Source organism: Pseudorhodoplanes sp., assembly GCF_035565855.1.
GTDB lineage: Bacteria > Pseudomonadota > Alphaproteobacteria > Rhizobiales > Xanthobacteraceae > Pseudorhodoplanes.
Genome location: NZ_DATMRX010000365.1, coordinates 37,717 through 59,358, shown reverse-complemented (window position 1 = coordinate 59,358; position 21,642 = coordinate 37,717). Strand labels below are relative to the sequence as shown.

Genomic DNA, 21,642 nt, shown 5'->3' with positions numbered 1-21,642 from the left:
GCTGGCAGGAGTGGAGGGACTGAAGCAAGTCCCAATCTTCAAACACTTACGCCAGAAATTGTCTCACAATCGACCCACGAAATAGGCGGAAAACCCACCGGTTTGTCTCACTCAGACCAGGCCGCCCTCCTCCGCATCTCCCATCAGCAATACCCCCACAAGTCTCCGAAGGATCAGGAGATAGAGCGGGGATTCATGAAGCGCGATCTGGAACGGCTGGAGGGCGGGCGATGAAAGACCTTATCGAGAGATTGGAACGGGCGACGGGGCCGGATGCCTATCTCGAACTTGATATAGCCAACCACGTTGCGCCCGATGGCTATTGGAGCGTCCTGACTGCGCCGAGATACACCGAATCTATCGACGCAGCACTAAAGCTCTTTGAGCATGGATTGCCACGCGGGCTTCACCTGTACCGCAACACCGCGCCCGACATGGGCGGCAAGGATTGGGTTGTCTCGCATCAATCGCCAACGACTCGCGTGGCGGCGCGTTCCTGGCCTCTCGCCCTCTGCATCGCGGCGCTGAAAGCCCGCGACTCCTCCGCCCCTCGCTCCCTCGAAAAGCTGGAGGCGGGACGATGAGTGAGCAGATCGATCGAGTTTGGGTGCTGTGGTGGCAGTACCTGGATAAGTCGGGCTCTGGCGTGATGCGCGCCTATTCCGACGTGCAGAGAGCGCAAGAAGACCGCGACCTTTGCGACGCAGAGGCAAGCGGGAAGCAATACTTCCTCGATGAGTTGCCCATCTACGCCTCCCCTCCCAGCACGGAGAATGGACGATGAGTGAGTGGCAACCGATCCACCTCGCGCCCGAAGGCGAAATCGTCATGACCAAAATCGACGACGAGCACGGGTCTCGAAACGAGCAAACCTTGATCCGAAAGGGGCGGCTTTGGTGGACGCCCGATAGATCAATGTACGTCTACTACACGCCGACGCATTGGCGTCACGATCCCCCGCGCGACATGGAGGCGGGACGATGACAGCCGTGAACCCACCGAACGCCCTGTTCAAACAATTGAACACGCCAACCGTCGAACGCGACCCGGACTACGACTTCGCGCCGCCGATCACGCCACCCACCCGCAAGAAGGGCATCCAATGCGGCCAGTGCGGCATGAAGTTCGATTACGGCCAAGCCTATGGCTACTGCTGCATGAACAACAACTGCCCGACGCGATACGGCCGGTGACAGCACAGAGCACACCTAAACGGATCTTCCACAAACCCATTAACGAGAGAGACATGACACCAACCATCAGCAAGGACGAGTTCTGTTCCCGCTTCAAGGCCCACATGATCGCGCGCACTGGTAAGACGTTCGACGACGGCGAGTCCATTGAAGAATATGCGGACGACGTTGCGCCTTCCTATTGGGAGAACCCGGAACAGCGCGAGGATGGGCCGGAAGAATGCGCAAATAGCGACATAAGCTATTGGGGCGACTAGGCCGAACCGCCGTTAAGGTCGAGCAAACCAAATGACCGCAGAACTGGACACATGGCTGATCCTTCGCGAACCGGGAAAGGTGCCGGTGCAGAAGGGGCCGTTTGCCGCCCGTACCATCGCTGCAACTCTGCGAGAGTTCATGAAGGAACGCCCGAACGCGCTCATCACGGTTCTGACATGGCACGACGGCGGACCGTCTGTGCAGGACGGTCCAGAGTGCCTGGAAATGATCGACGGCAGAGCGAAGCACATTGCGGCGCGGCATCGGCGATCAACGCGAGAAGCTTTCGGTAGAACCGCCGTTTAGATCGGGACATAGGACGGAACGACCATGAGGCAATTCACAGTCACGCGCGACGTAACCCCGCAGGAATGCGGTTGGCTATCCGGCACCGTCCGTAAGGGCGAGCGAGTGTTCGAGTTTACGGGTCACACATACGGGTGTGTCGGCGCGGGCATTCCGGTTTCCTACAAAGTCGGCGAGACTCCGTTCTTCGAGATGCCGCGCGACGCATTGAAATCGGACAAACCAAAATGACGACACTCACGACCCCGATCATCTTCGGCAAGCGCCGCGCGGTCATCGTAGGCGCAAGCTGGGACAAAACGAGCCAGCGCGCCCACATCGTCTACAAGGACGAAACCGGTGCCGAGCGCACAACGCGAGCCCTTGGCATGAGCCCGCGCGAACTGCGGCAGGCCGTCCTTGACGAATTGATCCACGAGCGATGGAGACAGTGATGCCGCAAGAGCTTTTCGAACTGCCGGACGGAACAGCCGTTTGCTGCAACCCCGGCGGCCGATTCCACGGATGGCTGTTTCGCCGACACCCGGACGGCCAGATGGTATCGGCCCGCAAGCTGGAATTGGCCAAAGACCCGTATGGCCCGCTTGCCAAAGCCGCATTGAAATCGGAGCAGCGAGAATGACTACAAAGGAAGCAGCATGAGCGCGTGGTGGCTGATACCGGCATTCGCTGCCGGCGGCGCGGTTGTTTACGCCGCATTCCACATCTGGATCGTCCGGCAAGCCGGCCGGTTTTGGCGCTAATCGGGCGGGACTGAGGAGTCAGCACAATGGCGAAGGTTCGATACCGATGACTAAACGAGAAGCCGCAGAGATCATCTTAGCCGGACGCAAGGCAGCGATTCGACGCGGGCATAGCTTCGACCTCGACCGAGCGCGGCTCGCCAAATTCGGTCTCGGCGAGCATGAGATCGCTGAAGTCGAGCTAACGGTCTCTGAGATAGAGACGTTCGTGGCCGGCAAGCTGGAAGCTCTCAATAATGACCAGCCAGCCTGCGAGACCTGTCAGGACGATCCTGCGGTCTGTGCTGCCGTTCCCGGACTGCGGCATTGCGAGAAAGCAAACCGAGATAATGAGCAGACATAGGAGATAGCAACATGACCGATTTTCTGAGGGGTCTAGCGCTGCTCGGCTTGATCCCGCTCGTTGCCGGCCTGCTACAGTTCGCGTGGACGCTACTACGAATGCCGCCATCAATGCGGAGAGAATTGGAGGCCCGTCACGAGCGCCGGAAGCGAGACCGCATGATGGTCGAAATCCTGCGCGGGCAGAGAAAGCGATAACGATGACGCAACGCAAGAACGACCCGCTTCTCAACCTTGCCGACGCAATGGTCGAAGACATCCTCGGAATGTCTGACGAAGAGATCTTGGCCGAATGCACACCGGAGGAATTGGCGGCGGCTGAGAAGGTCCGCGCCGAAGTGACCGGCCTGCTTGATCGGTGGAGCGTAGACGCCAAGCGCGATAATGACCAGACCGCAGGACAGACGACACAGGAGGGGGAATGAGCGAGCGACCGATAGAGGAATTGGTGGCCGGCGAGAAGGTTCGAGCCGAATTGATCAAGCGCGCCGACTCCTGGAACCATGACGCTCCGATGTTCTACGGATGGGTCATCATGGAAGCGTTTCTCGCCGGGATCGACTATGCGCGGAACGTGCCGAAACGGCGTTGATTGATGACACCCGATGACCTTCACCCGCAAAGCAACCGGATTCGAGAACCCGGCAGACTATGAGTTCCTGTTCAATGGGGAGAAGGTCGGGCGATGCTATCGGGGGAATTTCGGATCAACCGGTAAGGGCTGGCGCTGGTCTGTGTACGGCACCAATCTATGCGGGATAGAGGAAACGCTGGACGTGGCGCAGGAGAAGTTCAAGGAAGCGTTTTTGGGGATGGCGGGACGACCAAATGAAGTCGATTGAAGACTATTTCAGGGATTGGGAAGGCGAGACCTTCGGCATGGGCTACGGCACGGGCGAGCCGCATACACTCGCCGCGCTGAAGGGCTTTATGTCTCTCATAGGGCAGTCGAGAGAAACCCCGCGCAGCTACGACTATAGGGTCTTGGAAAGCGGTCTAGGCCCCCAGGTCGCATGGCTGATGCTCAACATCCTCGCCAACAATGACCAGATCGAATACGGCACGTCGCCCCGGTTCGGGTGGCTGACAAAAAGCGGCGTCGCGTTGAAGGAGTTTGTGGACAGCCGGACCACTGACCAACTGGTAGAAATCTGCTGCAACGAGCCGGACGGATACATCCATTGCTATTCCGACCATTGCAACTGCGATGGCGAGAAGTGCCAGAATCCGTTTTGGGTTCTCGATTGAAAAACAAAAAAGCCCGGCGCACCATGACGGTGGCCGGGCTAGGTTGAACGCGACGCGGGAGGAACGCTATTGAGCGGCAGGCGCCGGCGGCCGCGTCTGTATCAGCCGCTTGATCTCTGCGATGTTCTCCTGGACCTGCCGGAACTCGACACGCAATTCGATGAACTGGTCACGGCGCGGGGCGTCGAGCCGGGCGGTCTCTTCAAGTGCGGTCACCCGGTTGGTCAGGGTTGTGCCCCAGACGATGAACGCGACGGTCTGACCGACGATCGTGAGGACGACAGCGAGGGGGACGCGCCTGTCGAGCGTCCAGTGATTGCTATTGCTATTCCCATTCCCCTCCGCCATTTCACCGCACCCCGCATAAACGGTTCGTTTGCAGTCTTGGCCCTATCGTACCTGCGGTCATTCGGCAGACCTCATCCGTCTGTTGTTTGATCAGGGGCGGCTTGTGTTGGCGCACAGGCTGCCCCACGTTTGACGCCTTACTTGCAGTCGGCTTTGTATGCGGCGGCGATGCGGTTCATGTAGCGGGCCGATTCCGGCGTATCCTTGCGGGAGGGCTTCAGGACGCCACCGGCCTGACGGATGACGTTGCAGAACGGAGCCTTGCCGGTCGGGGCTTCCTTCGGAAGCGTGCAGGTCATGTAGGCGATGCCCAGCGCGAAGCCGATGCAGGTCATTGGCATGGCGCGTCCTTTTTGTGCTAGAGTGGTTGCTGTTCCGAGCAGGGAGGCGTTTCACGATGCCCGTCCGCACCGATCAGGAAATTGTCCGCCTGCTTGCCGCGCTTGATCCTTCCAACGCGAGCGAAATTGACGGCAGCTTGTCGTGCTTCTTCTGCGGCGGCTGGGAGGCTGTCACCTCCTCCAGCTCAAACAGAATGTTTGACCACGAGCCAAATTGTCTTTGGGCGCTCGCGAGGCGAAAAGTCGAAGAGCACGAGCGTAACAAGCCATTGTTGTTCGACGCTCAATCCCTATAGTCGAATGGTTTCTTGTCCGCTTCATCGATCGCGGCCTGCGTGCGCGCGAGCGCGTCGTCTTCCTCTTTGCGGCCTGCGTTGATAGCCGCATCGGCTCCGGCCTGCCGGTCATCCGCGGATCGCTTGAACGCAAGCAACTCGCGGATGAACGCAAAGAAGGCGATGATGGCCTGAAGCCACGTCGTCACTTGCAGGAGACCTGCGCCTGCTTCACCGCATTGGCGACGGTCGAGAAGTAATTCCCGACCACATCATCCGTGAGCAGCGCCTGGTTCTTGCAGATCGCTTCGACGCCGGCACGGAGTTTCGACACCTTCTGAACGCAGGTTGCGTTCACCGTTGCCGCCTCCTGTTCGGCGAGGCCGATGGCGTTACAGCCGACGCGGATGCCTTCGCGGACCTCGACCAGCGTGGTGCGGACCTGACCGATGAAGGCCATGGCCTTGGCAAGCCCATCCTGAATGGTGGTGCAGCCGCCGAGCAGCATCGGCGCGATGATGACGAAAGCGAGGACCGGCGCAACCGGCGGGATCGGAGCCTTGCCCTTCCAGTTGCGGTAGACCCACCATCCGAACGTGATGATGGCGCACACGCCCGCGATTGCGGCCTGCGCCATCGCGCCATCCGCAACACTGTAGCCGAGCCACGCGCCCAACGCATTGTAGAGAACGATGCGCAGCATCTGTTCAAAGCCGCTCATGAATCACCTGTTGTTTCGTGAATTGCTGGATGCCGTCCAGCGCGGAATTGAGCCCAGCCGGGGGCCCTTCACAGACTCTCCCGGCTGGTAGCTTGCGGGCCATTGGCGCGCACCCGCGAGCGGTCGCACTAAGCAGTCAGCGCGACATCGATTTCCTCGAGGAGTCGCTTTTTCACCGCCGCGTGGTACGGCGCGGTCAGGTGCGGCAGGCCGGTGTTGATGACATCCAGCTTGGTCTTGTTGTTCACCGAACTCGTGCGGAGAAGCGTCCGGCCGAAAGGATTGAAGAAATCGAACGGATTGCTCGTCGCCTGCGTTGCGCGGCCCACATTCGGCGGAAGGGCCGCGACGGGGCAATAGATCGATGGCGCAATAGCCAGCAGATACGGGACGCGCTCCATAGACAGAGCAACAGCGGCGTGAGTGACAGCATTGCAGCCACAAGAATGACCGACAAGAATAGTCGGATCGTTCCACTGTCGCAGAAGACGCAGGAGCGTTTCATATTCGGTGTAGTCGATGATGCGGGGGGAATAGACTTTGGTGCCGAACTTTGCCTTTACAGCGGATTGAAGATCCCGCAGGCCGCCGCCGAACAGCATGTCATTGCCGGCGCCATAGACGAACTGGACGTTGATCTGGGTCATAGCCCAAGCTCCCGCTTCCACTTCGCGAACCACGAACGCCGATCGGAAAGACCGTTCGTTCCGCCATTGATGATCTTGGTGCAGGCGACCAGCGCGGCGTCGTTCAGTCCGGCATCAGCGCGCTTGTTCAGGCCCTTCCACGTCCAGAAGGATGCGGCGACAAGCAGGAGATTGCCCGGATCATTGGCGAGCGATGGATTGCCTACGAGATCAAGGCCCGCGATCTTGCCGACCTGCGCATAGCCGTCGCGCCCGGTGATCTGAATGAGGCCCCTGCCCCGGTAATTCCAGCCATCGTCCGTGCCCGAACGATTGCCCATGCGGCCGTTGTAGACCTTGTTTGCGAGGGCGCGGCCGTTCTGCGCATAGGGCGCCGCGGACGCGACGGTCGGGAAACGCGACGGCCACACCTGCGTCATGCGGGCGGCGCTGTAATACAGGTTCTCCTCAGCGATGGTGCCGCCACCGCATTCGTGGCTGACCTGCGCCATGAAGTGACAGAGGCGCGCCTTGGTGGTGATGCCGTGCAGCGGCAGAACGGTGCCCGCCGATGCGACAATACCCGACATCCATTCGGCCTTGCCGCGCGGCCACATGCGCTTGAGGCGCGCCGTGGTCAGGAGAGACCCTTCCACCGGCTCCATCAGCGATGGCACAGCGCTTTTCGGGAACAGCGCGCCGAGCGTTTCCGGCCCCGCGATGCCATCGACACGCAAACCGCGCGCGCGCTGGAATGCCTCGATGGCGCCCTTGGTTCGCTTGCCTGCGATGCCATCAATCAGCCCCGGATCGAAGCCAGCCGCGCGCAATGCTTCCTGTATGGAGCGAACGTCCATTGCCGAAGTCCTTGAGTGTCAGATGATCAGGTGGCCGGCGGCGGCGCGTAGAAGCACCGCATGTCGTCTTCCGATGGCCACAGGCACAGGTGATAGTCGCCGTCCATTGACTTCCGGGCGGCGGACTGCGGAACGATGAAGACGTGAGGCTTCGTGACCTTGCGGTGATCGCCGGGCTTCAAGGTGATGCGATAGCCCTGCGACGTGATCTCGACGGTGCGGCTATCGATCTGCTGGCAGTCACCCGTGTTGTGATCGCCGAAGCAGCATTCGGAATCGTAGACCCATCCGGTATGGGCCTGGTGGGCAAACGCCGCCGCGACGAACAGGACGATGAAGGCCGCTACCCCGATCAAGGCCCCGACCGCGACAGCTAGGCCGTCCTTTGCGCGCGCGGTCATCTGCGCCACCGCCGTTTCTTGCGGGCCGAATAGGAGCCGCCGCGATGTGCGAAGCGGAGCCCCCATTCCATCCCGCCGGGATTGTAGGACAGGTGAATGTGCGGGCCGCCCGGAGCGGTCCAATAGTCGGTTGACACGCCGCCCGGCCAGTTGCGCAGCCGCGCATACATGCAATCAGGATTGCCGCTCAGATCGACCGCACGCCCGATGGCATGATTTGAGACATGCCCCGATGGCGTTCGAGCGCCGGGCCGATTTGCGGAAACCACCTTGGCCCCGCACGCGGCTTTCAGCTCTTGCACCTTGGCAAGCAGCGGTCCCGGCACGCCTCGCACGTACAAGCCAAGGGCAAAGGCAGGAGAGCCCACGCACGCCAGAGCGCACGCGAGCAGGATTGCTCGGAGCATGATATTTTCCTAGTGATGACAATCAGTTACGGGCTGGCCTTGCCCGCACATGGGAAGGCTTGCTAAAAGCACCGCCACCCATGGGGACGACAGCACTTTCAATCTTGGCTATCTACGGAGGCGGCGCGGCACTGGCTTTCGCGGCCGTCCTGCTATTCCGCTGGAAGACGCACGCAACTGTGATGCTTGGCCCCTTCGATGCTCGCCGGCATCAGCGTGATGCCGTTACAGTCGCTCTGGTCTGGCCGGTGTTCATCCCGGCCTTGCTGGTCGGTATCGCCCTTCAATTTGTTCGGGTCGTAATCCTGAAGAGAACATGAGCAACTTTCAGACACCACAAGAGGAATTCTGGGCTGGCTCTTTCGGCGACAACTACGCCGATCGAAACAACACGCCCCTCTTCCACTCCTGCGCGGTCGCGGCCTTCGCTCAGATGCTTAAAAGGGCCAGCGGGATCACATCCGTTCTGGAGCTCGGCCCCAACATCGGCATGAACATCAAGGCGCTTCGCACCCTATTGCCGGCCGCCGATATCAGTTGCGTCGAGATCAACGCGAAGGCCGTTGGAGAACTGAACAAGATCGAGGGACTTACCGTCCACCACAAGTCGATCCTGAGCTTTGAGGCTCCGCGCACTTACGACCTCGTTTTCACCGCAGGGGTTCTCATCCACATCAACCCGGACTGCCTCGATAAGGTCTACAAGCTGATGCGCGACGCGAGCAGCCGGTATGTGCTGGTCGCCGAGTATTACAATCCGCAGCCGACCTTCCTGATGTACCGGGGACACAAGGACCGGCTCTACAAGCGCGATTGGGCGGGCGAGATGATGCACCGCTTCCCCGACCTCAAGATGGTCGATTACGGGTTCTTCTACCACAAAGACCCGGTATTTCCTTGGGACGACACGACGTGGTTCCTGATGGAGAAACGGGCTGGCGCGCCCGCATAGTCGCCATTATTAAGCCTCCGCCGCTGTCCTAAGCCGGCGGGAACGACGCCAGCACCATACAGGGGAACGATTCCGTCGCCCAATCTGCGGTGATGGTCAGGCCGGTTTGAGCCGTTGCAAATTCGGCTGATGCCGATGTCCCGCGGAAGGGTGAATCGTACACCGCGTCTGCATCCTCAGCGAGACCGGTCCACGTACAGTCGTTGTTCGCGTTATTCCCGCTGCAACCAAAAGCAACCCCACGCGCGTCTATATTCAAACTCGCAGACGGCGGAGTCGCGGTCGTGGACGCAGTAGCCGTTGGCGTGATGCTCGCCCCATACATCGCGTAGACATCTATAAAGCACCCCGAGCACCCGGCAGAATACGTGACTGATATCGTTGCAGTCGTTCCGGTTGGGACGGCAGCGGCAATGATGCTCGTGTTTATGCCGGCGTTCGTTGCATCCTTGATGATACTGGCTGAGCCCCCCGCTATGGCCGCGGCCGACATGCTCCGGCCCGCGGCAGCAGCAGACCCCACACAAACGACGTTGATACGATCGGCTGCAGCCGTCCCGATATAGACCGACGTAAACGAGTAGGTTGTCTGGTTGCTGGTGTCTACCGTTCTGCCGATGTAACTTCGCCGCGCAACCGATGCGCCTAAGCTCCTGAACCCCCGCACGCTCGCCGCGCCGAACGTACCCAACAACGGCATTGCGCGATTGATATCGTCCAGCGACGCCGCACGAATGATAGCGGGTTTCGGAGGGGTCCAGAGTTTAGGCGGAAGCGCGTCGAACATCATTCAACCTCCGGCCATGTGATGACGGGCAATTCGGCGATAAGCGCCGCCAGCGTCGGAATCTCGCGCTGTCCGTTCTGCACCTTGACGAGTTCCGAGAGCGCGTAAATCCAAACCGAATCGCGCCAGGCGACGAACGTCTGCGCCTCTGCCTGCCAAAGCGGAATAACGCTCGTGACGTAGCTCGCAAGCGAAACCGCGCTCGAATAGCCGCGCTGCGCTGCGACTTGCAGAATGTGGTCCTCGATCGCCTGTTGATAGGCCGCCTGATCCGGCGCGAATGTTCGGGTAACAACGACTTTCCCGTCAGCAAATTCACGCGCAACATCGGTTTCGATGTACGGATAGTCAGGCGCCGGGACCACCTCTTGCGTCGCAACCGCCTTGTATCGTGGCGAGTGCGCCGGCTCCGCCTGTCCGATTTCGACAAAAATCGTGGTGCCGCCGTCCGGCAAGATCATGCGATGCGGCAGAGAAACGAAGGGCTCGACAATGCTGTCGTCGATAAGATCAACAATCGCCGCCATTAATTGCCTCCTGCGAACGATGCCTGCACGATAAACGTTGCGCTGCCGGTTTTGATGATGGTGAACGTATAAGTGTCGCGCTTGTTGACGGTGCCGGCAGACGGCGCCGCCGCTCCAAGCCATTGCGGCGTGACTGAGTTGCCGTCGATCTTGAAGCCGCTCTGATAATAGGCGGTGCCGGTGTTCGTGACGATTAGCGCGATGGTAATCGCCTCGCCGGTGGCCATGAGGCTGTCAAGGGAATTCGATCCGTCGCCGCGAACATTCAGCGTCCAGTTTGTATCGTTCGCGGTCGTGTAATATTGGATTGCTTGCGTCAGAACGTCGAAATTGTTGTCGCCGGAAGCCGGGTTATCGGCCGTAATCGTGACCTTTTCCAGCGCGGCTTGCAGCTTCAAACCGAGCGCCGCAAGCGTTTGCTTCGCAGTCCAAGTCTGCGCCACGTCGGTTTTTGCTGTGTCAGCGTCATATGCCTGCACAGTGACGCCAATATCCGCGGCGGACAGATCACCCTCGGGGCCATCCCCGGCATAGCGCATCCAGAACGCGGTTTCAGTCGTCGGGTTCTTATTGAGGTTCGCGGACCCGTTCGGCTTGGCGATGTAAGCTGCGCCACGCCCGGTCGAGATCGCGTCGTCGACCCAGACGAGATCGTTCGTGTTGTAGGTCGTCGCGTTGTCCCAGTTGCCGCGGGGGTTGAACCCGGTCGCAACTGGCGCGGCTGCCGAGTCCGTGATCGAGGCGTGGGCCACAATAGAACTAGACTGAGAGGCCGACATGATGATCTTGTCGCCTGCCGCCATCAGGATCGGGAACGGCCACTTCACGACCGTGTTGGCAGCGATCGAATATCCAGAGACGATCGTCGTCGTCTCGTCATCATTGGCGTTGTAGAACTTGAACGTGACGGTTCGCGCCGACCCGTTCACGTTGCCGATACCGAGCACAACCGCGCCCTGCAGCGTTGCCGGCATCTCAAAAACATCAGTATCGCTCGTCGCGACCGCGACGGCGGTTGATCTGAAAGCCATCGATGTGCCTCTGAGGTTTTAGGAGCCGAACACGATCGCCATCGCGACTGCATCAGGCAGTTCGCTTTGGTTCATGGTTGCGAGGTCGCCGAGTTCGAGCGTATCCCGTGCTGCACTTACGTCAGTCAGCTCGGACAGGTTGTTGGACCCATCCATCGACAGAACCTGTTCGAAGGTCAGATCGTCGGTATCGAGGGTGCCTGACTTCGGCGACGTGCATCGCCATTTCGTCGATGCATAGACGTCGCCTTCCATGACGTTGAATTCGGCGGCGGCATGATCGCTGTAAGCCTCCAGCCCACCATGCCGCGATGCTGCGCCGGACGACGGCGCGACATAAGCACCATCAGCGGGATCGCCCCCCGGTGTCGCGCGAAGGATGATGTCGCCGGTCTGCAGCGTTACCCCGTCAATGACCTCACCTGCCTGATAGTCGGTGGCGGGATCGCCTGCGCCGACATCGACCACACGTACACGGGTCAGGGCCGAAGCGCCGTCCGCGCCATTGAGGCCGGCCGCGCCAGGCTCTCCGGCGAGATTGATGATCCAGTTTGAGAAGGTCCCGGAATTGTTGATCTTGTCGGCGATGACGACCATCGCTCCAGTCGTCTGGTTGTATGACGACACAAGACCTTCCATCCACGCCACATCACCGACAGCAGAAAGCCGAACGCGCGCACCGGCGGCATAGGCAAGGTTCGCCTGCGTGGTGAGGTTCTTGGTGCCAGTCCCGATCGAAAGCGGGGTCGAGGAGGTTGCAGCATAGCCACGGCCGGGCTGGCCGATCAGATTGAGCACCCAGCTATTGACAGTGCCGGAGCCCTTGAAGATTTCGACCGTTCCGGTAAAGGCGCCGGTCGACGAATTATAGGCCGTGCAGACGCCTTCCAGATAAGTTTCGGCGTCGTCGGATTTACTCAGGCGATACCGCGAGCCGATGGTATAAGCCAGACCGGTCGTCGCGGTGAAACTGATCGGGGTTGTGGCGCCGACCGAAAGGCTTGTTACCGACGTACCGCGATAGCCAGGCCCCGTTGCGCCGGTCGCTCCCACATCGCCGCGCCAGTCGAAATAGAACAAAACGGTGTCTTCATCGTCGAAGAATCCGTTCGGTGCGGACGGTGACGAGATCGTGAGATCATAACTGTTCGTCTGCTCCGTCACCGTCATGACGATGGCACGGAAATCCTCGATCGCGCCGACCTTCTGGAGTCTGATGCGGCCTTTCTGGTTCGATGTGTTGGATGTGCCGATCCACGCAATCTCTGCTGACCGGTTTCCGCCGTAAATATCCGTCTTGGAAATGCGCAGGACAGTCGCCGATCCCGGCGTTGCGTGGTTGATCTTCACGCCGCCAGCGGATGGTTCGGCGCTCGTTGTATCGGCGTCGAACTCCAGCGCGATCGGAACGCCGCCATGCTCGCCGGGGATGACGTATTCGATCCAGTATTCGGATGCACCTGGCTCTTCGTTCGTGCTTTCCTGCGTCGCGATCCAGAGCTTGAAGTTGTGCCTGACGACCTTGCCGTTGGTGTAGGTTTCGCCGCTATCCCATTCGCCCGCGAATTCGATGCCTGCGGCGAGACCGGACGACAAAACCCACGCGCTGCCATCCCATGACCGAACGAGGTTCGACCCGTTCGGATCGGCCTGCGAGATGATATGCCAGCCATACTCGGGCGCTGAAAAGAACCAGCCACCCTCTTCGGTGAAGCGCGCCACCGCATTGGTCTGACCGTTGAACACGCCCGAAGGTGACGAACCCACGACCAGCATGTCACCGGCCGCATAGTCCTCCGGAGGCGTATTCACGCCGAATTCGACAACACCAAAGATCGGTTTCGAGACATCGAAGATGCGAAGCCTGTCGAGCTGATCGCGCAGCGTGCGCGCCATCGCAATGGCAGGGTTGCGGTGCGGCGAGTCCTGCAGAATGAACCAGTCGCCATCGGATACGTCTTCGAACGGCGTGTCGGGCCAATCGTACCGCAGCCGGATCTTCTGGTCGTCGATCACCTCCTCGATCCGGACGCGGCGTCCGGCGTATTCGAAAGTGTCGTCACGCACCGCATTCGTCAGCAGCAACGCGCCATCGATATGAACGATGTCGAGATCGGTGTCGTCGAGCGACGCGGTGCCGATGTTGTATAGATCGCCGTAGGCCATGCGAATCTAGGTTCCGTTCGGGGCCAGCAATACAAGCGACGTGCCGCCGGCCGGTGATGTGAAGCTGAAGGTGTGAACGATGTTATTGGGCGTAGAGTTGCCCGGAACTGCCCGGTTGAGGCGATAGTAGAGCCGCACCCGGATCGTCGATCCAGGTGCGACATCAAGATATTGTTGAATCGTTGCTCCAATAGCAGGGGCCGCAGATGAAGAACTGGATGCAACGTAGTTGTCGAATATCGGGACGCCATTCTGCGTCACCACAAGCCACGCATTGATGACAGTCTGGCTGCCGATTCCTCCAAGGCCGGCGGCGTTCACCCCGATCAGCATCACAATTCCGTTCGTGCGCGCATCAGCAACGAAGGTCTTGTCGATTAAATCCGGCGTGACATGACTAACTGCCGAACCGCCACCGGGCGGCTGCACATAGGTCCCGGTGTAATTGAAAGCCGCTACATTGCGCGCAACGAAGTTATAGATCGCGTAGTTCGAGTTGATGTTCGCGGCGGTCAGGTCGGTAATGTTGGCGATGTCAAATTGGGCAAGGATTGCCTCGATCGCGCCGGCGCTGATCATCGCGGCCGTGATCGAGCCCGGCGCGATGATGTCGCCGTTCAGATAGATTTTCGGGGTCTCCGGTTCGGTATCGACGATGAAGACCGGGACAGCACCGGCCCCCGTGCCCGTCACATAAAACCGATCGCCGATGATGCGAACCTGACCGTAGGCCCCGCCCATTCCGTCATCGAACGCGACGATGGACAGGCCGGCCATCGCACTCTCGGCCGTGGCTACCGCATCGTATTGCGCCAGCGCACCCTCTGGCGCGACACCTGCAATGAAGCGGACCTTCAGGTTCGCTTCGACGTTGCCAACCGCGGCCGAGACCTGCTCGACAGCCTGAGCGAGCGCGCTATTGGGACCAACCGCAACCGAGATATCCTTGGTCCATGCCGCCCGAAGATTTCCGCGGGCGCGGATGATCTCGTGGAGGACTCGCGCCTTGTCTTCCTGGTTGCCCGCATCCTGATCTGCGATCAGCGTTGCGAGAAGCTGATTAGACGCATCGATCTCGGCCCTGATCTGCGCAATCTTGGTGTTGACCTCGTGGCGAACAGCGGCATTGAAATCATCGAGGCTGAACGACGCATCGGGCGTCGTGACATTGACCCATTCCGACCAGTCGGTCGGTCGCGGTGAACCGGGGATAAAGCGGCCCCGCGCCTGATAGGCGGTGTTCGGCAAAAGGTCTTGCGGGACGATGCCGCTGGCAGCACCGGGGGCATTGAACCGGCCGCGAAATATCTGATCATGATTGGCAGCGAGCCGGACCTCATAGAACAGCCCGGTGACGTCGTCGGTCTGCGGGTCCCAAGTGCAGATGATGGTTGCTCTGCGCGGAAGGCCGAGGCCATCGCGCACGATATACGGCTGGGCATCAAACTCCGCTATGGCCTGCGCGGCGGGGCGGACAATCCCGGTCGGGCCGATAACCGGCGCAACATAGTGACTGCCAGTGTTCCAGTCATAGTCAGCCGGGTCGACTTCCGTGAGGTCGACCAGGACATCAAGGTTCGGCTGATCGACGACGCCGTCGACCCGGAATTTCTTCCCGGAGTAGCCGTTGCGAACCGATGTCCACTCCAGAATGTCGCCCGGCTCGATAGGCCAAAACCGCGGCGGCAGCGTGTGCGTGTGCCGCCGGGCGCGCTGCGCCTCCTGCAACGCCTCGCGCATGAGCTGCTGGACCTGCCGGTCATAAGGCACGGCATCGAGCGAGACATCGGCAAGGAGTCGCCGGCCTCCCGCCTTCGTCTCATACTCCGCCCGATAGATCGGCTTCGCCGGCTTGCTGTTCCATCCCTCTTCTGGCGAGGGATAGGTCGCGGTCAGCCCGGTGACGGTGTCCGAAAGACCGAAAAACGGCGTGAAGGTCTGCTCTTCGGTCGAAATGATATCGTCGTCGGTGAACGACATCACCGCTTCATCCGGCGCGCCGCAATAGAGTTTGTAGACGCCACCGGATTCCGTGAGCTTGCCCTGACATGCCGTCAGAAGGGTTTCGATTGCAGAAGCCAGATCATTGTTGACGAATATCTCGATGCTGGACCGATAGCGTGGCTCGGTGCCACCGCCAGGCTTGCTCACTGCCTCACGGCATTTCTCGATCTGCGTGATCCAGTGGGCGGCCGGGAGCCGTGCCGCGGTGACGCCTTGCAGGCCATACAGCCATTCCCCTTTGTAATGGACCCCGCGCAGAAGGTTGTAGATCTGCACCGCCGGCAGATGATCGCCGTCACCGCCCCACGTTTCGGGGTCATCCCAGCGTTGATCGCCGTCACCGCCGACTGACGTATCCTTCGACGGGTCATAGAGCGGGATGCCCGACAGTTCGAACTTGAACTTCGGCGCGCTGGAAAACAGATGATCGTTGAGTAGTGCGGTGACAACCGCATAAGCGACGCCCGTTCCGACACGCTCGCTTCCGTATGGACGCTCCGCCGACGATACCGTTCCGGTCAGAAACGAATCCGCTTCCGTCTGTGTGCCGTCATAGAACTTGACCCACAGATGATCGCGCGTGCCGTCCGTTTCTTCTATGCTTTTCCCAAAATACTCTTTGACTGGGCATCCGAGATTTGGAAGGGCGCTATCCCAATCGATTGTGCAGAACTCGCCGTTAACCCACAGGCCGACAAGCCCCTCGTCCGCGGGACGAACCGGCATATCGCTCAGGGCTATAACTTGGGACAAAAACGCATTCGGTGCGCTGCCGAAATTGCCCCACGTATTCGCGTAAACGAGCGAGCCCGCCGTCGCCCGCCATCCCATCACGAAAGACCGCGGGTGATCCGCGCCTGAACCAAGCGTGCCCTGAACCGAAAATCCGGGCCCGGACGACGGCCTGTCTGACGAGACGCCCGATATCTGCTGGGCAAGCAGGTTCATGCCGACGCCGGCTGCGACCTGCAGACCGAACGCTGTCGCACCCGCGAGGAATGTGCCAGCGCCGAAGATTGCAGCGCCGACGGCAGTAAAAAGCGGCATCGATCAGAGCTTCTTCAGAAAGTGCGTTTCGGCCGCGACATAGCCGCGCCGCTCATAGATGCGCCCAACCTTCGGGTCTTTTCCCATCCCGGCCATCCCCGAATAGGTGCATGAGCGCGAGCGCGCCCAGCCCTCATAGGCATCGAGCATCCCGTTCACGATCGACAGACGACCGCGGCATCCTTCCTCAATCCACCAGGCGGTGTCCTTTGCAATCCGGTGCCGCGGATCGAACGGGTGAGCGAACAGCGCCGCCATCAGAAACCCTTCGGGCGTCTCATTCGGCGCATAAACGATCAGGCACGCATCGCTATGCGCGAGATGCTGATCGAACAGCAGCACGAGCCGCGCCGGCGACGGATCGAGCGGCATGATCCCTTCCGGGCCAAAGCCCGCCGACAGATTGGCACGCGGCATCATCGCGACAACAGCGTCGCGGTCGGCAGGCGTTGCGTGACGGATCACTGGCCGAATGCCTTGCTGACGATCTCGCGCATCGTCCATTGCTGCGTCACGATCTTCCCATTGGTCTTGCCCCAGAACATTTCCCAATCACCGACAACAGCGGTGTCGGCAAAGAACGCATCAGTCTCGCTGCGGACCTTCTGCGATTCATCCGAACGGGTGTCGGAGTTCGCCCGGGTCATTTCCTGCGTGTGCGTGGTGCAGGTCAGAACAACCGATCCCTCTTCGCCCTCTGGAGGCGTCGTGATCTTGATATCGTCGATGAACCCGAAGGCCCGGCACTCCGCCTGCTCAATCATTTCGCCGGTTTCCGGGTCATACAGCGCACGGAAAACCTGCACCTTGGCCAGCTTGCAGTCATAGGTGCGAACAAGCTCATTCACGCGATCGGCGACCTGCGACAGCGTCACCGTGAAGTTCTGGACACTGACATTCGAAACGCGCTTGATCGCCGATATCTCGATCAGTCCCGCCGCTCCGTCGAATGAGCGGGACACCACATTGCCAGTCTCCGGATCGACGACATCCGCAACCGTCGTGCCAATCCCCGACCAGTAGCCATCCGGTACGGCCGCGCCGCTTTCCCGATCACGCGCGATGATCCAGAGGAAATCGCGGGCGACGAGCGAGCGGGCTTCGAGCGCGGCGATGATTTGGGGGGGACGCTGACGCATCAGAACGACTGCACGGCCTGAAACCGCACGACGCCGTGCTCGCCGCCGGTCATCTGTGACTGAACCGAGCCGGGGACGAGACAGAAGAGGCCGGTGGGGTTCTTGAACCGAACCGTGATGGACGGTGACAACGCGACAGATGGCATGATGAGGCGCGGCCGCACTTCGAAATATGAAGTCTCGCCGCCCGATACCGACGTCACGGTCTCCATGGCTTGATGCAGGGCGCGCCTGCCGTCCGGATAATCGAACGCGAGATAGTCACCACGCGAGACGGTGAAGCCGATGTCTGTTCCGTTTATCTTTATCGCCCCCCCGCCGGCCTGCACCGCGGAGAGATAGGCGGTTTCATTGAACGATCCGGTCGGGTGCGCCTTCGGGTATGGTCGACGGAGATCCCCCGCTTCGAATTGCCGGACCACGCCATCGAGCGAGTTCAGGATGGCCTCGAAATCGACCATGTCGTCGAGCGCGAGAGGCTGAGTGACGAATTCCCCCATCCAGATCGCCGGGCCAAGGTCTTTGCCGATCGTGACGCCGCTGGCGGTGCGGGAGATTTCCTGCCTCGATTGCAGGCGCAACGGCACGGCGTCTGGCTGGTAGCCGCAATAGGCCATGATATCGGTGCGGGGATATGTGATGGTCAAAGCGCGCGCCTCTGCTTCGCCTTCCGCACCGAATCCGTGATCCGCGCATCCATCTCGGGACTGCGCAGTGCGGCCTTGATCATCTTCGCGGTTTTCTCGGCGTCGATATCTCCGCCAGAGATTGAGACCGGAATGGAGATCGACATGCTGTTGTCGTTGCTCGCCGGGCGCATCGAACCGACCAGCCCGCCTTCTGCATAGCCACGATTCATGGCGTTGAGGCGCGGGACGCCGATGCGCTTTACCGCTTCCTGTCGCAGCACAAATTCGTCGCGGTGAACGACGCCGGCCGGCTCGTATTTCCCACCTGGTCCTGTGTAGCCACCGGACGCAAAGAACGTCGGCACTGCCATGCCACCGGCAGCCCCCACCACGCCAATGGCTGGCGCGCCGCCCGAAGCGCCGAAAAGCGACCCGAATATGCCAAGGCCGCCACCGCCGCCCGCCCCGCCGAACGCTGCGGCCCACAGATTATCAGCGGCCATCTGCATCAGCTTGTCGGCGATCTTGTTCAGCGCATTCGCTCCGGCCTCTCGGAACGCCTCCCATGCACTGGCTCCGTTGCGGATCGCGCGACCGAAGTCCATGAACACGCCGCGCATCGTGTCATGGGCAAAGCGCAAATCCTCTGCGCGTTGGGCGGCTTGACCCATTGCCTCGGCTTCACGCCGGATCGCCTCGATATTCTCGTGCGTCAGCGGGACGCCGTTGCGCTTGGCCTCGTTGATGCGCTCCTGTTCGGCGCGATAGGCGACGGCCTGTCCCGTGGACATGCCGATCGTCTCAGCTTCGATCCGGTACGCGTCGGCCTGCGCCTTGATCTGGTCGATTCCGAGCGCGCGTTCACGGGCAAGGCGGGTCAGGTTTTCGGCCTCCGCCTTTGTGATGTTGACGCCCTGCATCCGGGCCTGAGCGATCTGGATTTCGACGGCGCGGACCTGATCACCAACGGTAGCGGTCTGGCCCAGAAGGGTGGTCCGCTGTTGTTCAAGCGCGTTGAGGCGCTGGATGACCTCGGGGTCTACGGTCGGCTTGTTCTGCCCGCTGGCGGTGGCCGGGAGAGGCGGGAGGGCCCCGAGATTGCGGTCGTGGATCCGCTCTTGCGCCGGCGGAGTCCCCCCAAATGCCGGGAGCGATGGCGCCAAGCCTGCCGCACCCTGCCACAGTCGGCCGAGCCCCATCGGAAGCGCAGCAACCGCGGCCTGCTTCCAAACCTCCGGGTCGAAGAATGCGAGTGCGGCCTGCTTGCCGTACTTCTCCAGACGCGCCACGAGCGCCGCGAATTGCTCATCTCGCCTGCGCGCCAGTTCGATTTCGGCATCCGGGATCTTGCTCGCCTCAGCGGCCTGTCGCCGGATCGCATCCGCGCCCTGCTCCATCAGCTTGACCATTTCCCGCGTGGCGGGGAGCCCGGCTTGCTGGAGGATCGAGAACTTGTCCGCCTCGGTTCTGGAATTCCGAACCAGATCAGCGACCTTAAGGAATGCGTCCTCGGTGTCCTTGGCCGCCAAACCATTGGCGCGGAAAAGCGTGGCCAGCGAACCAAGACCGCGCTGCGCCTCCCCGACCTCTCGGTTGAATTTGAGCATCGTGTCGAGGAATTCGGCCGGGTTATTCCCCTTCACCTGCGCGGCGAATTGGAAGCCCTGCAAATTCCCCGAGTTGATGCCGGTGCGCTGCGCGGTGTCTCCGACCTTGGCGAGTTCGGTGTTGAGATTGAGAACGGCGCGCGCCGCTTCCTTCAGTTGGAGGACGAGGAATCCAGTAATGAACCTCTTGGTCAGCGTGTTCGCGAGATTCCCGGCAGACCGATCCGTCTTGTTCTGCGCCTGCTCAAGATCATAAAGCTGACCGGCGAGGCCCGCGACGGTGCGGCCATAGGCGGTGTTTGCCGTGGTGCCGGCCTGACGCAGCGCGACGAGTTGCGCGGCCTCGCGCTTCTGCCCGGCGTTCAGCAATTCGGTCTTGGCGATCTGGGTCTCAAGTGCGCGGATCGCCTTGACCTGCGACGCGGTGAGCTTTTCCTGGATGCCATAAGCTTGCTGCAGGGCCTGCGAATAGCCGCGTTGGCTCTGCCCGCCCATCGCGGCGGCGCGTTCGACCTTCTTGTATTGATCCTCCACGCCCTTTGCGGACGCGCGGAGTTTGTCGAGTTCGCGCGATGCGGCAGCGGCCGGGCCGCTGTCGATTTTGAACCCAAGTTCGGCGATCGTCATTTCTTGGCTCCGAACAGGGCGTCAAACAGGGCGGGGGACATGGGACGGGACGCAACGGATGGCGCTTTCGGATCGGCTGGCTTGTCGCCGCCGCCGAAAATGGCTCGCAACATCTCGTCGCGGCCGGCCTGTGCGTTGCGGATGTAGGAAAGCGAGGAGTCCAGAAACTGATCCTCGGTCCAGCCAAGCCAGCCCCCGCAGAACTTCTCAATCTCGTCGAGAAATTCAGCGGGGGTGATCAGTTTTTTTCGTCGCCGCCCGGCTCGTCTGCCTTGATCGGCCTTCCGCCGTTCATGAGTTGCGAGACGAATTCCGACAGCGGAGCGGTCAGGTCAGGAAGGCCAGTTTTGAAGACCAGTTCCGACACGTCGCCGGGGCGCTTGTTGAGCCCGGCGGCGATCACCGCGTCGTAAGCGTCCGCATCGAATTCTGCCAGGCGGCGGAACACGTTGGAAAATCCGCCGAGCTGGTTGACCGCCTTGAACGCGCGCGGCGTGCATCGAAGCGTGAACGGCTTTCGCTCGTCCTCCGCTCCGAGTTCGATCTCGACCTCGCCGTCAGCCATTACTCACCCGCTGCGATGCGAACGATGTTCGAGTTGATTTCGACTGTCGCGTTGAGGTTCTGGATGGTGTTCGCCTCGCCCATGGCTTCCTGAGCGGACGTGACCAGGCCGACGAACAGGCGCTTTGACGCGGTGGCCGGAGATCCCGTGGGATCGTTCAGCAGCACCTTGAACGGATAGTTGTTCTTGTTCGATGCGTCTCCGGCTGCAAGAAGCGCGGCCTGCCCGGCATCACCCGGAATGATTCCGAATACGTTCTGCATCGAGCCGGCGTTGGCTGTGCCCTTCTGCTTGTAGTCGCGGCCGCGATTGATCAGCGCGGTGGTGATGAGCGCGCCGGCATCGCCAAGCGCACCGGCCTGCGACCAGCCATCGACTTCGATCCACGTCACGGAATTGAAATCCGCCGCAACGAAATCGGTGGCCTGGGTGGCCATCGGGGCATTGCCGATATAGAAGCGGCACCCCGCAACGGGATAAAGGTCTGACATTCTC

34 protein-coding genes are annotated in these 21,642 nt (G+C 60.9%); 16 read left to right on the top strand and 18 right to left on the bottom strand.

Features of this window, described 5'->3' with window-relative positions; all coding sequences use genetic code 11:
* Window positions 1-230: 230 nt before the first annotated feature.
* From VN004_RS21265 to VN004_RS21200, 14 genes are all read left to right on the top strand, one after another.
* Window positions 231-584, top strand: coding sequence for a hypothetical protein (locus VN004_RS21265; protein ID WP_325614176.1), 354 nt, complete (start codon window positions 231-233; stop codon window positions 582-584).
* A complete protein-coding gene (locus tag VN004_RS21260) occupies window positions 581-784 on the top strand; it encodes a hypothetical protein (protein ID WP_325614175.1) in 204 nt (67 codons plus the stop codon). The genes VN004_RS21265 and VN004_RS21260 overlap by 4 nt, the downstream gene beginning before the upstream one ends.
* Window positions 781-984 carry a hypothetical protein gene (locus VN004_RS21255; protein ID WP_325614174.1) on the top strand — a complete coding sequence of 68 codons (204 nt, stop codon included), beginning with the start codon at window positions 781-783 and terminating at the stop codon, window positions 982-984. The genes VN004_RS21260 and VN004_RS21255 overlap by 4 nt, the downstream gene beginning before the upstream one ends.
* A complete protein-coding gene (locus tag VN004_RS21250; protein WP_325614173.1) occupies window positions 981-1,193 on the top strand; it encodes a hypothetical protein in 213 nt (70 codons plus the stop codon). Before VN004_RS21255 ends, VN004_RS21250 begins: the two co-directional genes overlap by 4 nt.
* Window positions 1,194-1,246: 53 nt before the next feature.
* Window positions 1,247-1,450 (top strand): hypothetical protein, encoded by a 204-nt coding sequence (locus VN004_RS21245; protein WP_325614172.1) that lies wholly within the window; start codon window positions 1,247-1,249, stop codon window positions 1,448-1,450.
* A 31-nt stretch (window positions 1,451-1,481) separates the two neighbouring features.
* A complete protein-coding gene (locus tag VN004_RS21240; protein ID WP_325614171.1) occupies window positions 1,482-1,757 on the top strand; it encodes a hypothetical protein in 276 nt (91 codons plus the stop codon).
* Between the two features lie 24 nt (window positions 1,758-1,781).
* On the top strand, window positions 1,782-1,988 hold the full coding sequence (locus VN004_RS21235; protein WP_325614170.1) for a hypothetical protein: 207 nt from the start codon (window positions 1,782-1,784) through the stop codon (window positions 1,986-1,988).
* Window positions 1,985-2,191 carry a hypothetical protein gene (locus VN004_RS21230; protein WP_325614169.1) on the top strand — a complete coding sequence of 69 codons (207 nt, stop codon included), beginning with the start codon at window positions 1,985-1,987 and terminating at the stop codon, window positions 2,189-2,191. The genes VN004_RS21235 and VN004_RS21230 overlap by 4 nt, the downstream gene beginning before the upstream one ends.
* A complete protein-coding gene (locus tag VN004_RS21225; protein ID WP_325614168.1) occupies window positions 2,191-2,379 on the top strand; it encodes a hypothetical protein in 189 nt (62 codons plus the stop codon). Before VN004_RS21230 ends, VN004_RS21225 begins: the two co-directional genes overlap by 1 nt.
* 167 nt (window positions 2,380-2,546) lie before the next feature.
* Complete coding sequence (locus tag VN004_RS21220) at window positions 2,547-2,843, top strand: hypothetical protein (protein ID WP_325614167.1); 297 nt, start codon at window positions 2,547-2,549, stop codon at window positions 2,841-2,843.
* Between the two features lie 199 nt (window positions 2,844-3,042).
* Complete coding sequence (locus VN004_RS21215; RefSeq protein WP_325614166.1) at window positions 3,043-3,267, top strand: hypothetical protein; 225 nt, start codon at window positions 3,043-3,045, stop codon at window positions 3,265-3,267.
* The gene (locus VN004_RS21210; protein ID WP_325614165.1) at window positions 3,264-3,434 is read left to right on the top strand and encodes a hypothetical protein; all 171 of its coding nucleotides are present in this window, start codon (window positions 3,264-3,266) and stop codon (window positions 3,432-3,434) included. The genes VN004_RS21215 and VN004_RS21210 overlap by 4 nt, the downstream gene beginning before the upstream one ends.
* A gap of 13 nt (window positions 3,435-3,447) precedes the next feature.
* Complete coding sequence (locus VN004_RS21205; protein ID WP_325614164.1) at window positions 3,448-3,684, top strand: hypothetical protein; 237 nt, start codon at window positions 3,448-3,450, stop codon at window positions 3,682-3,684.
* Entirely contained in the window at window positions 3,671-4,090 is a 420-nt protein-coding gene (locus tag VN004_RS21200) for a hypothetical protein (RefSeq protein ID WP_325614163.1), read from the top strand. Before VN004_RS21205 ends, VN004_RS21200 begins: the two co-directional genes overlap by 14 nt.
* 66 nt (window positions 4,091-4,156) lie before the next feature.
* Here the strand turns inward: VN004_RS21200 and VN004_RS21195 are convergent, their stop codons facing one another.
* Window positions 4,157-4,438: a hypothetical protein gene (locus tag VN004_RS21195; RefSeq protein WP_325614162.1), complete on the bottom strand. Its 282-nt coding sequence runs from the start codon at window positions 4,436-4,438 to the stop codon at window positions 4,157-4,159.
* A 137-nt stretch (window positions 4,439-4,575) separates the two neighbouring features.
* Window positions 4,576-4,779: a hypothetical protein gene (locus tag VN004_RS21190; RefSeq protein ID WP_325614161.1), complete on the bottom strand. Its 204-nt coding sequence runs from the start codon at window positions 4,777-4,779 to the stop codon at window positions 4,576-4,578.
* Window positions 4,780-4,835: 56 nt separating this feature from the next.
* On the opposite strand from VN004_RS21190, the gene VN004_RS21185 reads away from it, so the two are divergent.
* The gene (locus VN004_RS21185) at window positions 4,836-5,075 is read left to right on the top strand and encodes a hypothetical protein (RefSeq protein ID WP_325614160.1); all 240 of its coding nucleotides are present in this window, start codon (window positions 4,836-4,838) and stop codon (window positions 5,073-5,075) included.
* Here the strand turns inward: VN004_RS21185 and VN004_RS21180 are convergent.
* The 6 genes from VN004_RS21180 to VN004_RS21155 form a co-directional block, all read right to left on the bottom strand.
* A complete protein-coding gene (locus VN004_RS21180; protein ID WP_325614159.1) occupies window positions 5,063-5,263 on the bottom strand; it encodes a hypothetical protein in 201 nt (66 codons plus the stop codon). The two genes, VN004_RS21185 and VN004_RS21180, sit on opposite strands and share 13 nt — an antisense overlap.
* Window positions 5,260-5,775, bottom strand: a complete 516-nt coding sequence (locus VN004_RS21175) for a hypothetical protein (RefSeq protein ID WP_325614158.1) — start codon at window positions 5,773-5,775, stop codon at window positions 5,260-5,262. The genes VN004_RS21180 and VN004_RS21175 overlap by 4 nt, the downstream gene beginning before the upstream one ends.
* A gap of 128 nt (window positions 5,776-5,903) precedes the next feature.
* Window positions 5,904-6,455, bottom strand: coding sequence for an alpha/beta hydrolase (locus tag VN004_RS21170; RefSeq protein WP_325614157.1), 552 nt, complete (start codon window positions 6,453-6,455; stop codon window positions 5,904-5,906).
* Complete coding sequence (locus tag VN004_RS21165; RefSeq protein WP_325614156.1) at window positions 6,419-7,258, bottom strand: peptidoglycan-binding protein; 840 nt, start codon at window positions 7,256-7,258, stop codon at window positions 6,419-6,421. The genes VN004_RS21170 and VN004_RS21165 overlap by 37 nt, the downstream gene beginning before the upstream one ends.
* A gap of 26 nt (window positions 7,259-7,284) precedes the next feature.
* A complete protein-coding gene (locus VN004_RS21160) occupies window positions 7,285-7,659 on the bottom strand; it encodes a hypothetical protein (RefSeq protein WP_325614155.1) in 375 nt (124 codons plus the stop codon).
* Window positions 7,656-8,066 (bottom strand): hypothetical protein, encoded by a 411-nt coding sequence (locus VN004_RS21155; protein WP_325614154.1) that lies wholly within the window; start codon window positions 8,064-8,066, stop codon window positions 7,656-7,658. The genes VN004_RS21160 and VN004_RS21155 overlap by 4 nt, the downstream gene beginning before the upstream one ends.
* Window positions 8,067-8,382: 316 nt before the next feature.
* Between VN004_RS21155 and VN004_RS21150 the strand changes: the two genes are divergently transcribed.
* The gene (locus VN004_RS21150) at window positions 8,383-9,018 is read left to right on the top strand and encodes a pseudaminic acid biosynthesis-associated methylase (RefSeq protein WP_325614153.1); all 636 of its coding nucleotides are present in this window, start codon (window positions 8,383-8,385) and stop codon (window positions 9,016-9,018) included.
* Between the two features lie 786 nt (window positions 9,019-9,804).
* On the opposite strand, the gene VN004_RS21145 is transcribed toward VN004_RS21150, so the two are convergent.
* The 10 genes from VN004_RS21145 to VN004_RS21100 form a co-directional block, all read right to left on the bottom strand.
* Window positions 9,805-10,332, bottom strand: a complete 528-nt coding sequence (locus VN004_RS21145; RefSeq protein ID WP_325614152.1) for a hypothetical protein — start codon at window positions 10,330-10,332, stop codon at window positions 9,805-9,807.
* Window positions 10,332-11,306: a hypothetical protein gene (locus tag VN004_RS21140; protein ID WP_325614151.1), complete on the bottom strand. Its 975-nt coding sequence runs from the start codon at window positions 11,304-11,306 to the stop codon at window positions 10,332-10,334. The genes VN004_RS21145 and VN004_RS21140 overlap by 1 nt, the downstream gene beginning before the upstream one ends.
* A 75-nt stretch (window positions 11,307-11,381) precedes the next feature.
* The gene (locus VN004_RS21135; RefSeq protein WP_325614150.1) at window positions 11,382-13,529 is read right to left on the bottom strand and encodes a DUF2793 domain-containing protein; all 2,148 of its coding nucleotides are present in this window, start codon (window positions 13,527-13,529) and stop codon (window positions 11,382-11,384) included.
* A gap of 6 nt (window positions 13,530-13,535) precedes the next feature.
* A complete protein-coding gene (locus VN004_RS21130) occupies window positions 13,536-16,580 on the bottom strand; it encodes a phage tail protein (protein ID WP_325614149.1) in 3,045 nt (1,014 codons plus the stop codon).
* A gap of 3 nt (window positions 16,581-16,583) precedes the next feature.
* Window positions 16,584-17,045, bottom strand: coding sequence for a GCN5 family acetyltransferase (locus tag VN004_RS21125; RefSeq protein WP_325614148.1), 462 nt, complete (start codon window positions 17,043-17,045; stop codon window positions 16,584-16,586).
* Window positions 17,042-17,719: a hypothetical protein gene (locus tag VN004_RS21120; protein ID WP_325614147.1), complete on the bottom strand. Its 678-nt coding sequence runs from the start codon at window positions 17,717-17,719 to the stop codon at window positions 17,042-17,044. Before VN004_RS21120 ends, VN004_RS21125 begins: the two co-directional genes overlap by 4 nt.
* Complete coding sequence (locus VN004_RS21115) at window positions 17,719-18,336, bottom strand: hypothetical protein (RefSeq protein WP_325614146.1); 618 nt, start codon at window positions 18,334-18,336, stop codon at window positions 17,719-17,721. The genes VN004_RS21120 and VN004_RS21115 overlap by 1 nt, the downstream gene beginning before the upstream one ends.
* 26 nt (window positions 18,337-18,362) lie before the next feature.
* Entirely contained in the window at window positions 18,363-20,582 is a 2,220-nt protein-coding gene (locus VN004_RS21110; RefSeq protein ID WP_325614145.1) for a hypothetical protein, read from the bottom strand.
* A gap of 238 nt (window positions 20,583-20,820) precedes the next feature.
* Window positions 20,821-21,147, bottom strand: coding sequence for a hypothetical protein (locus tag VN004_RS21105; protein ID WP_325614144.1), 327 nt, complete (start codon window positions 21,145-21,147; stop codon window positions 20,821-20,823).
* Window positions 21,147-21,638 (bottom strand): hypothetical protein, encoded by a 492-nt coding sequence (locus tag VN004_RS21100; protein WP_325614143.1) that lies wholly within the window; start codon window positions 21,636-21,638, stop codon window positions 21,147-21,149. Before VN004_RS21100 ends, VN004_RS21105 begins: the two co-directional genes overlap by 1 nt.
* Window positions 21,639-21,642: the final 4 nt, after the last annotated feature.

Bases quoted from the DNA above. Each gene is read 5' to 3' on its own strand.
- VN004_RS21190 (WP_325614161.1), bottom strand. From the start codon at position 4,779: ATGCCAATGACCTGCATCGGCTTCGCGCTGGGCATCGCCTACATGACC.
- VN004_RS21210 (WP_325614165.1), top strand. From the start codon at position 3,264: ATGAGCGAGCGACCGATAGAGGAATTGGTGGCCGGCGAGAAGGTTCGA.
- VN004_RS21245 (WP_325614172.1), top strand. From the start codon at position 1,247: ATGACACCAACCATCAGCAAGGACGAGTTCTGTTCCCGCTTCAAGGCC.
- VN004_RS21260 (WP_325614175.1), top strand. From the start codon at position 581: ATGAGTGAGCAGATCGATCGAGTTTGGGTGCTGTGGTGGCAGTACCTG.
- VN004_RS21135 (WP_325614150.1), bottom strand. From the start codon at position 13,529: ATGGCCTACGGCGATCTATACAACATCGGCACCGCGTCGCTCGACGAC.
- VN004_RS21250 (WP_325614173.1), top strand. From the start codon at position 981: ATGACAGCCGTGAACCCACCGAACGCCCTGTTCAAACAATTGAACACG.
- VN004_RS21200 (WP_325614163.1), top strand. From the start codon at position 3,671: ATGAAGTCGATTGAAGACTATTTCAGGGATTGGGAAGGCGAGACCTTC.
- VN004_RS21145 (WP_325614152.1), bottom strand. From the start codon at position 10,332: ATGGCGGCGATTGTTGATCTTATCGACGACAGCATTGTCGAGCCCTTC.
- VN004_RS21150 (WP_325614153.1), top strand. From the start codon at position 8,383: ATGAGCAACTTTCAGACACCACAAGAGGAATTCTGGGCTGGCTCTTTC.
- VN004_RS21230 (WP_325614169.1), top strand. From the start codon at position 1,985: ATGACGACACTCACGACCCCGATCATCTTCGGCAAGCGCCGCGCGGTC.
- VN004_RS21140 (WP_325614151.1), bottom strand. From the start codon at position 11,306: ATGCCGGCAACGCTGCAGGGCGCGGTTGTGCTCGGTATCGGCAACGTG.
- VN004_RS21100 (WP_325614143.1), bottom strand. From the start codon at position 21,638: ATGTCAGACCTTTATCCCGTTGCGGGGTGCCGCTTCTATATCGGCAAT.
- VN004_RS21115 (WP_325614146.1), bottom strand. From the start codon at position 18,336: ATGGCCTATTGCGGCTACCAGCCAGACGCCGTGCCGTTGCGCCTGCAA.
- VN004_RS21265 (WP_325614176.1), top strand. From the start codon at position 231: ATGAAAGACCTTATCGAGAGATTGGAACGGGCGACGGGGCCGGATGCC.
- VN004_RS21110 (WP_325614145.1), bottom strand. From the start codon at position 20,582: ATGACGATCGCCGAACTTGGGTTCAAAATCGACAGCGGCCCGGCCGCT.
- VN004_RS21220 (WP_325614167.1), top strand. From the start codon at position 2,547: ATGACTAAACGAGAAGCCGCAGAGATCATCTTAGCCGGACGCAAGGCA.
- VN004_RS21165 (WP_325614156.1), bottom strand. From the start codon at position 7,258: ATGGACGTTCGCTCCATACAGGAAGCATTGCGCGCGGCTGGCTTCGAT.
- VN004_RS21185 (WP_325614160.1), top strand. From the start codon at position 4,836: ATGCCCGTCCGCACCGATCAGGAAATTGTCCGCCTGCTTGCCGCGCTT.
- VN004_RS21175 (WP_325614158.1), bottom strand. From the start codon at position 5,775: ATGAGCGGCTTTGAACAGATGCTGCGCATCGTTCTCTACAATGCGTTG.
- VN004_RS21255 (WP_325614174.1), top strand. From the start codon at position 781: ATGAGTGAGTGGCAACCGATCCACCTCGCGCCCGAAGGCGAAATCGTC.
- VN004_RS21225 (WP_325614168.1), top strand. From the start codon at position 2,191: ATGCCGCAAGAGCTTTTCGAACTGCCGGACGGAACAGCCGTTTGCTGC.
- VN004_RS21240 (WP_325614171.1), top strand. From the start codon at position 1,482: ATGACCGCAGAACTGGACACATGGCTGATCCTTCGCGAACCGGGAAAG.
- VN004_RS21205 (WP_325614164.1), top strand. From the start codon at position 3,448: ATGACCTTCACCCGCAAAGCAACCGGATTCGAGAACCCGGCAGACTAT.
- VN004_RS21235 (WP_325614170.1), top strand. From the start codon at position 1,782: ATGAGGCAATTCACAGTCACGCGCGACGTAACCCCGCAGGAATGCGGT.
- VN004_RS21120 (WP_325614147.1), bottom strand. From the start codon at position 17,719: ATGCGTCAGCGTCCCCCCCAAATCATCGCCGCGCTCGAAGCCCGCTCG.
- VN004_RS21105 (WP_325614144.1), bottom strand. From the start codon at position 21,147: ATGGCTGACGGCGAGGTCGAGATCGAACTCGGAGCGGAGGACGAGCGA.
- VN004_RS21155 (WP_325614154.1), bottom strand. From the start codon at position 8,066: ATGCTCCGAGCAATCCTGCTCGCGTGCGCTCTGGCGTGCGTGGGCTCT.
- VN004_RS21215 (WP_325614166.1), top strand. From the start codon at position 3,043: ATGACGCAACGCAAGAACGACCCGCTTCTCAACCTTGCCGACGCAATG.
- VN004_RS21160 (WP_325614155.1), bottom strand. From the start codon at position 7,659: ATGACCGCGCGCGCAAAGGACGGCCTAGCTGTCGCGGTCGGGGCCTTG.
- VN004_RS21195 (WP_325614162.1), bottom strand. From the start codon at position 4,438: ATGGCGGAGGGGAATGGGAATAGCAATAGCAATCACTGGACGCTCGAC.
- VN004_RS21130 (WP_325614149.1), bottom strand. From the start codon at position 16,580: ATGCCGCTTTTTACTGCCGTCGGCGCTGCAATCTTCGGCGCTGGCACA.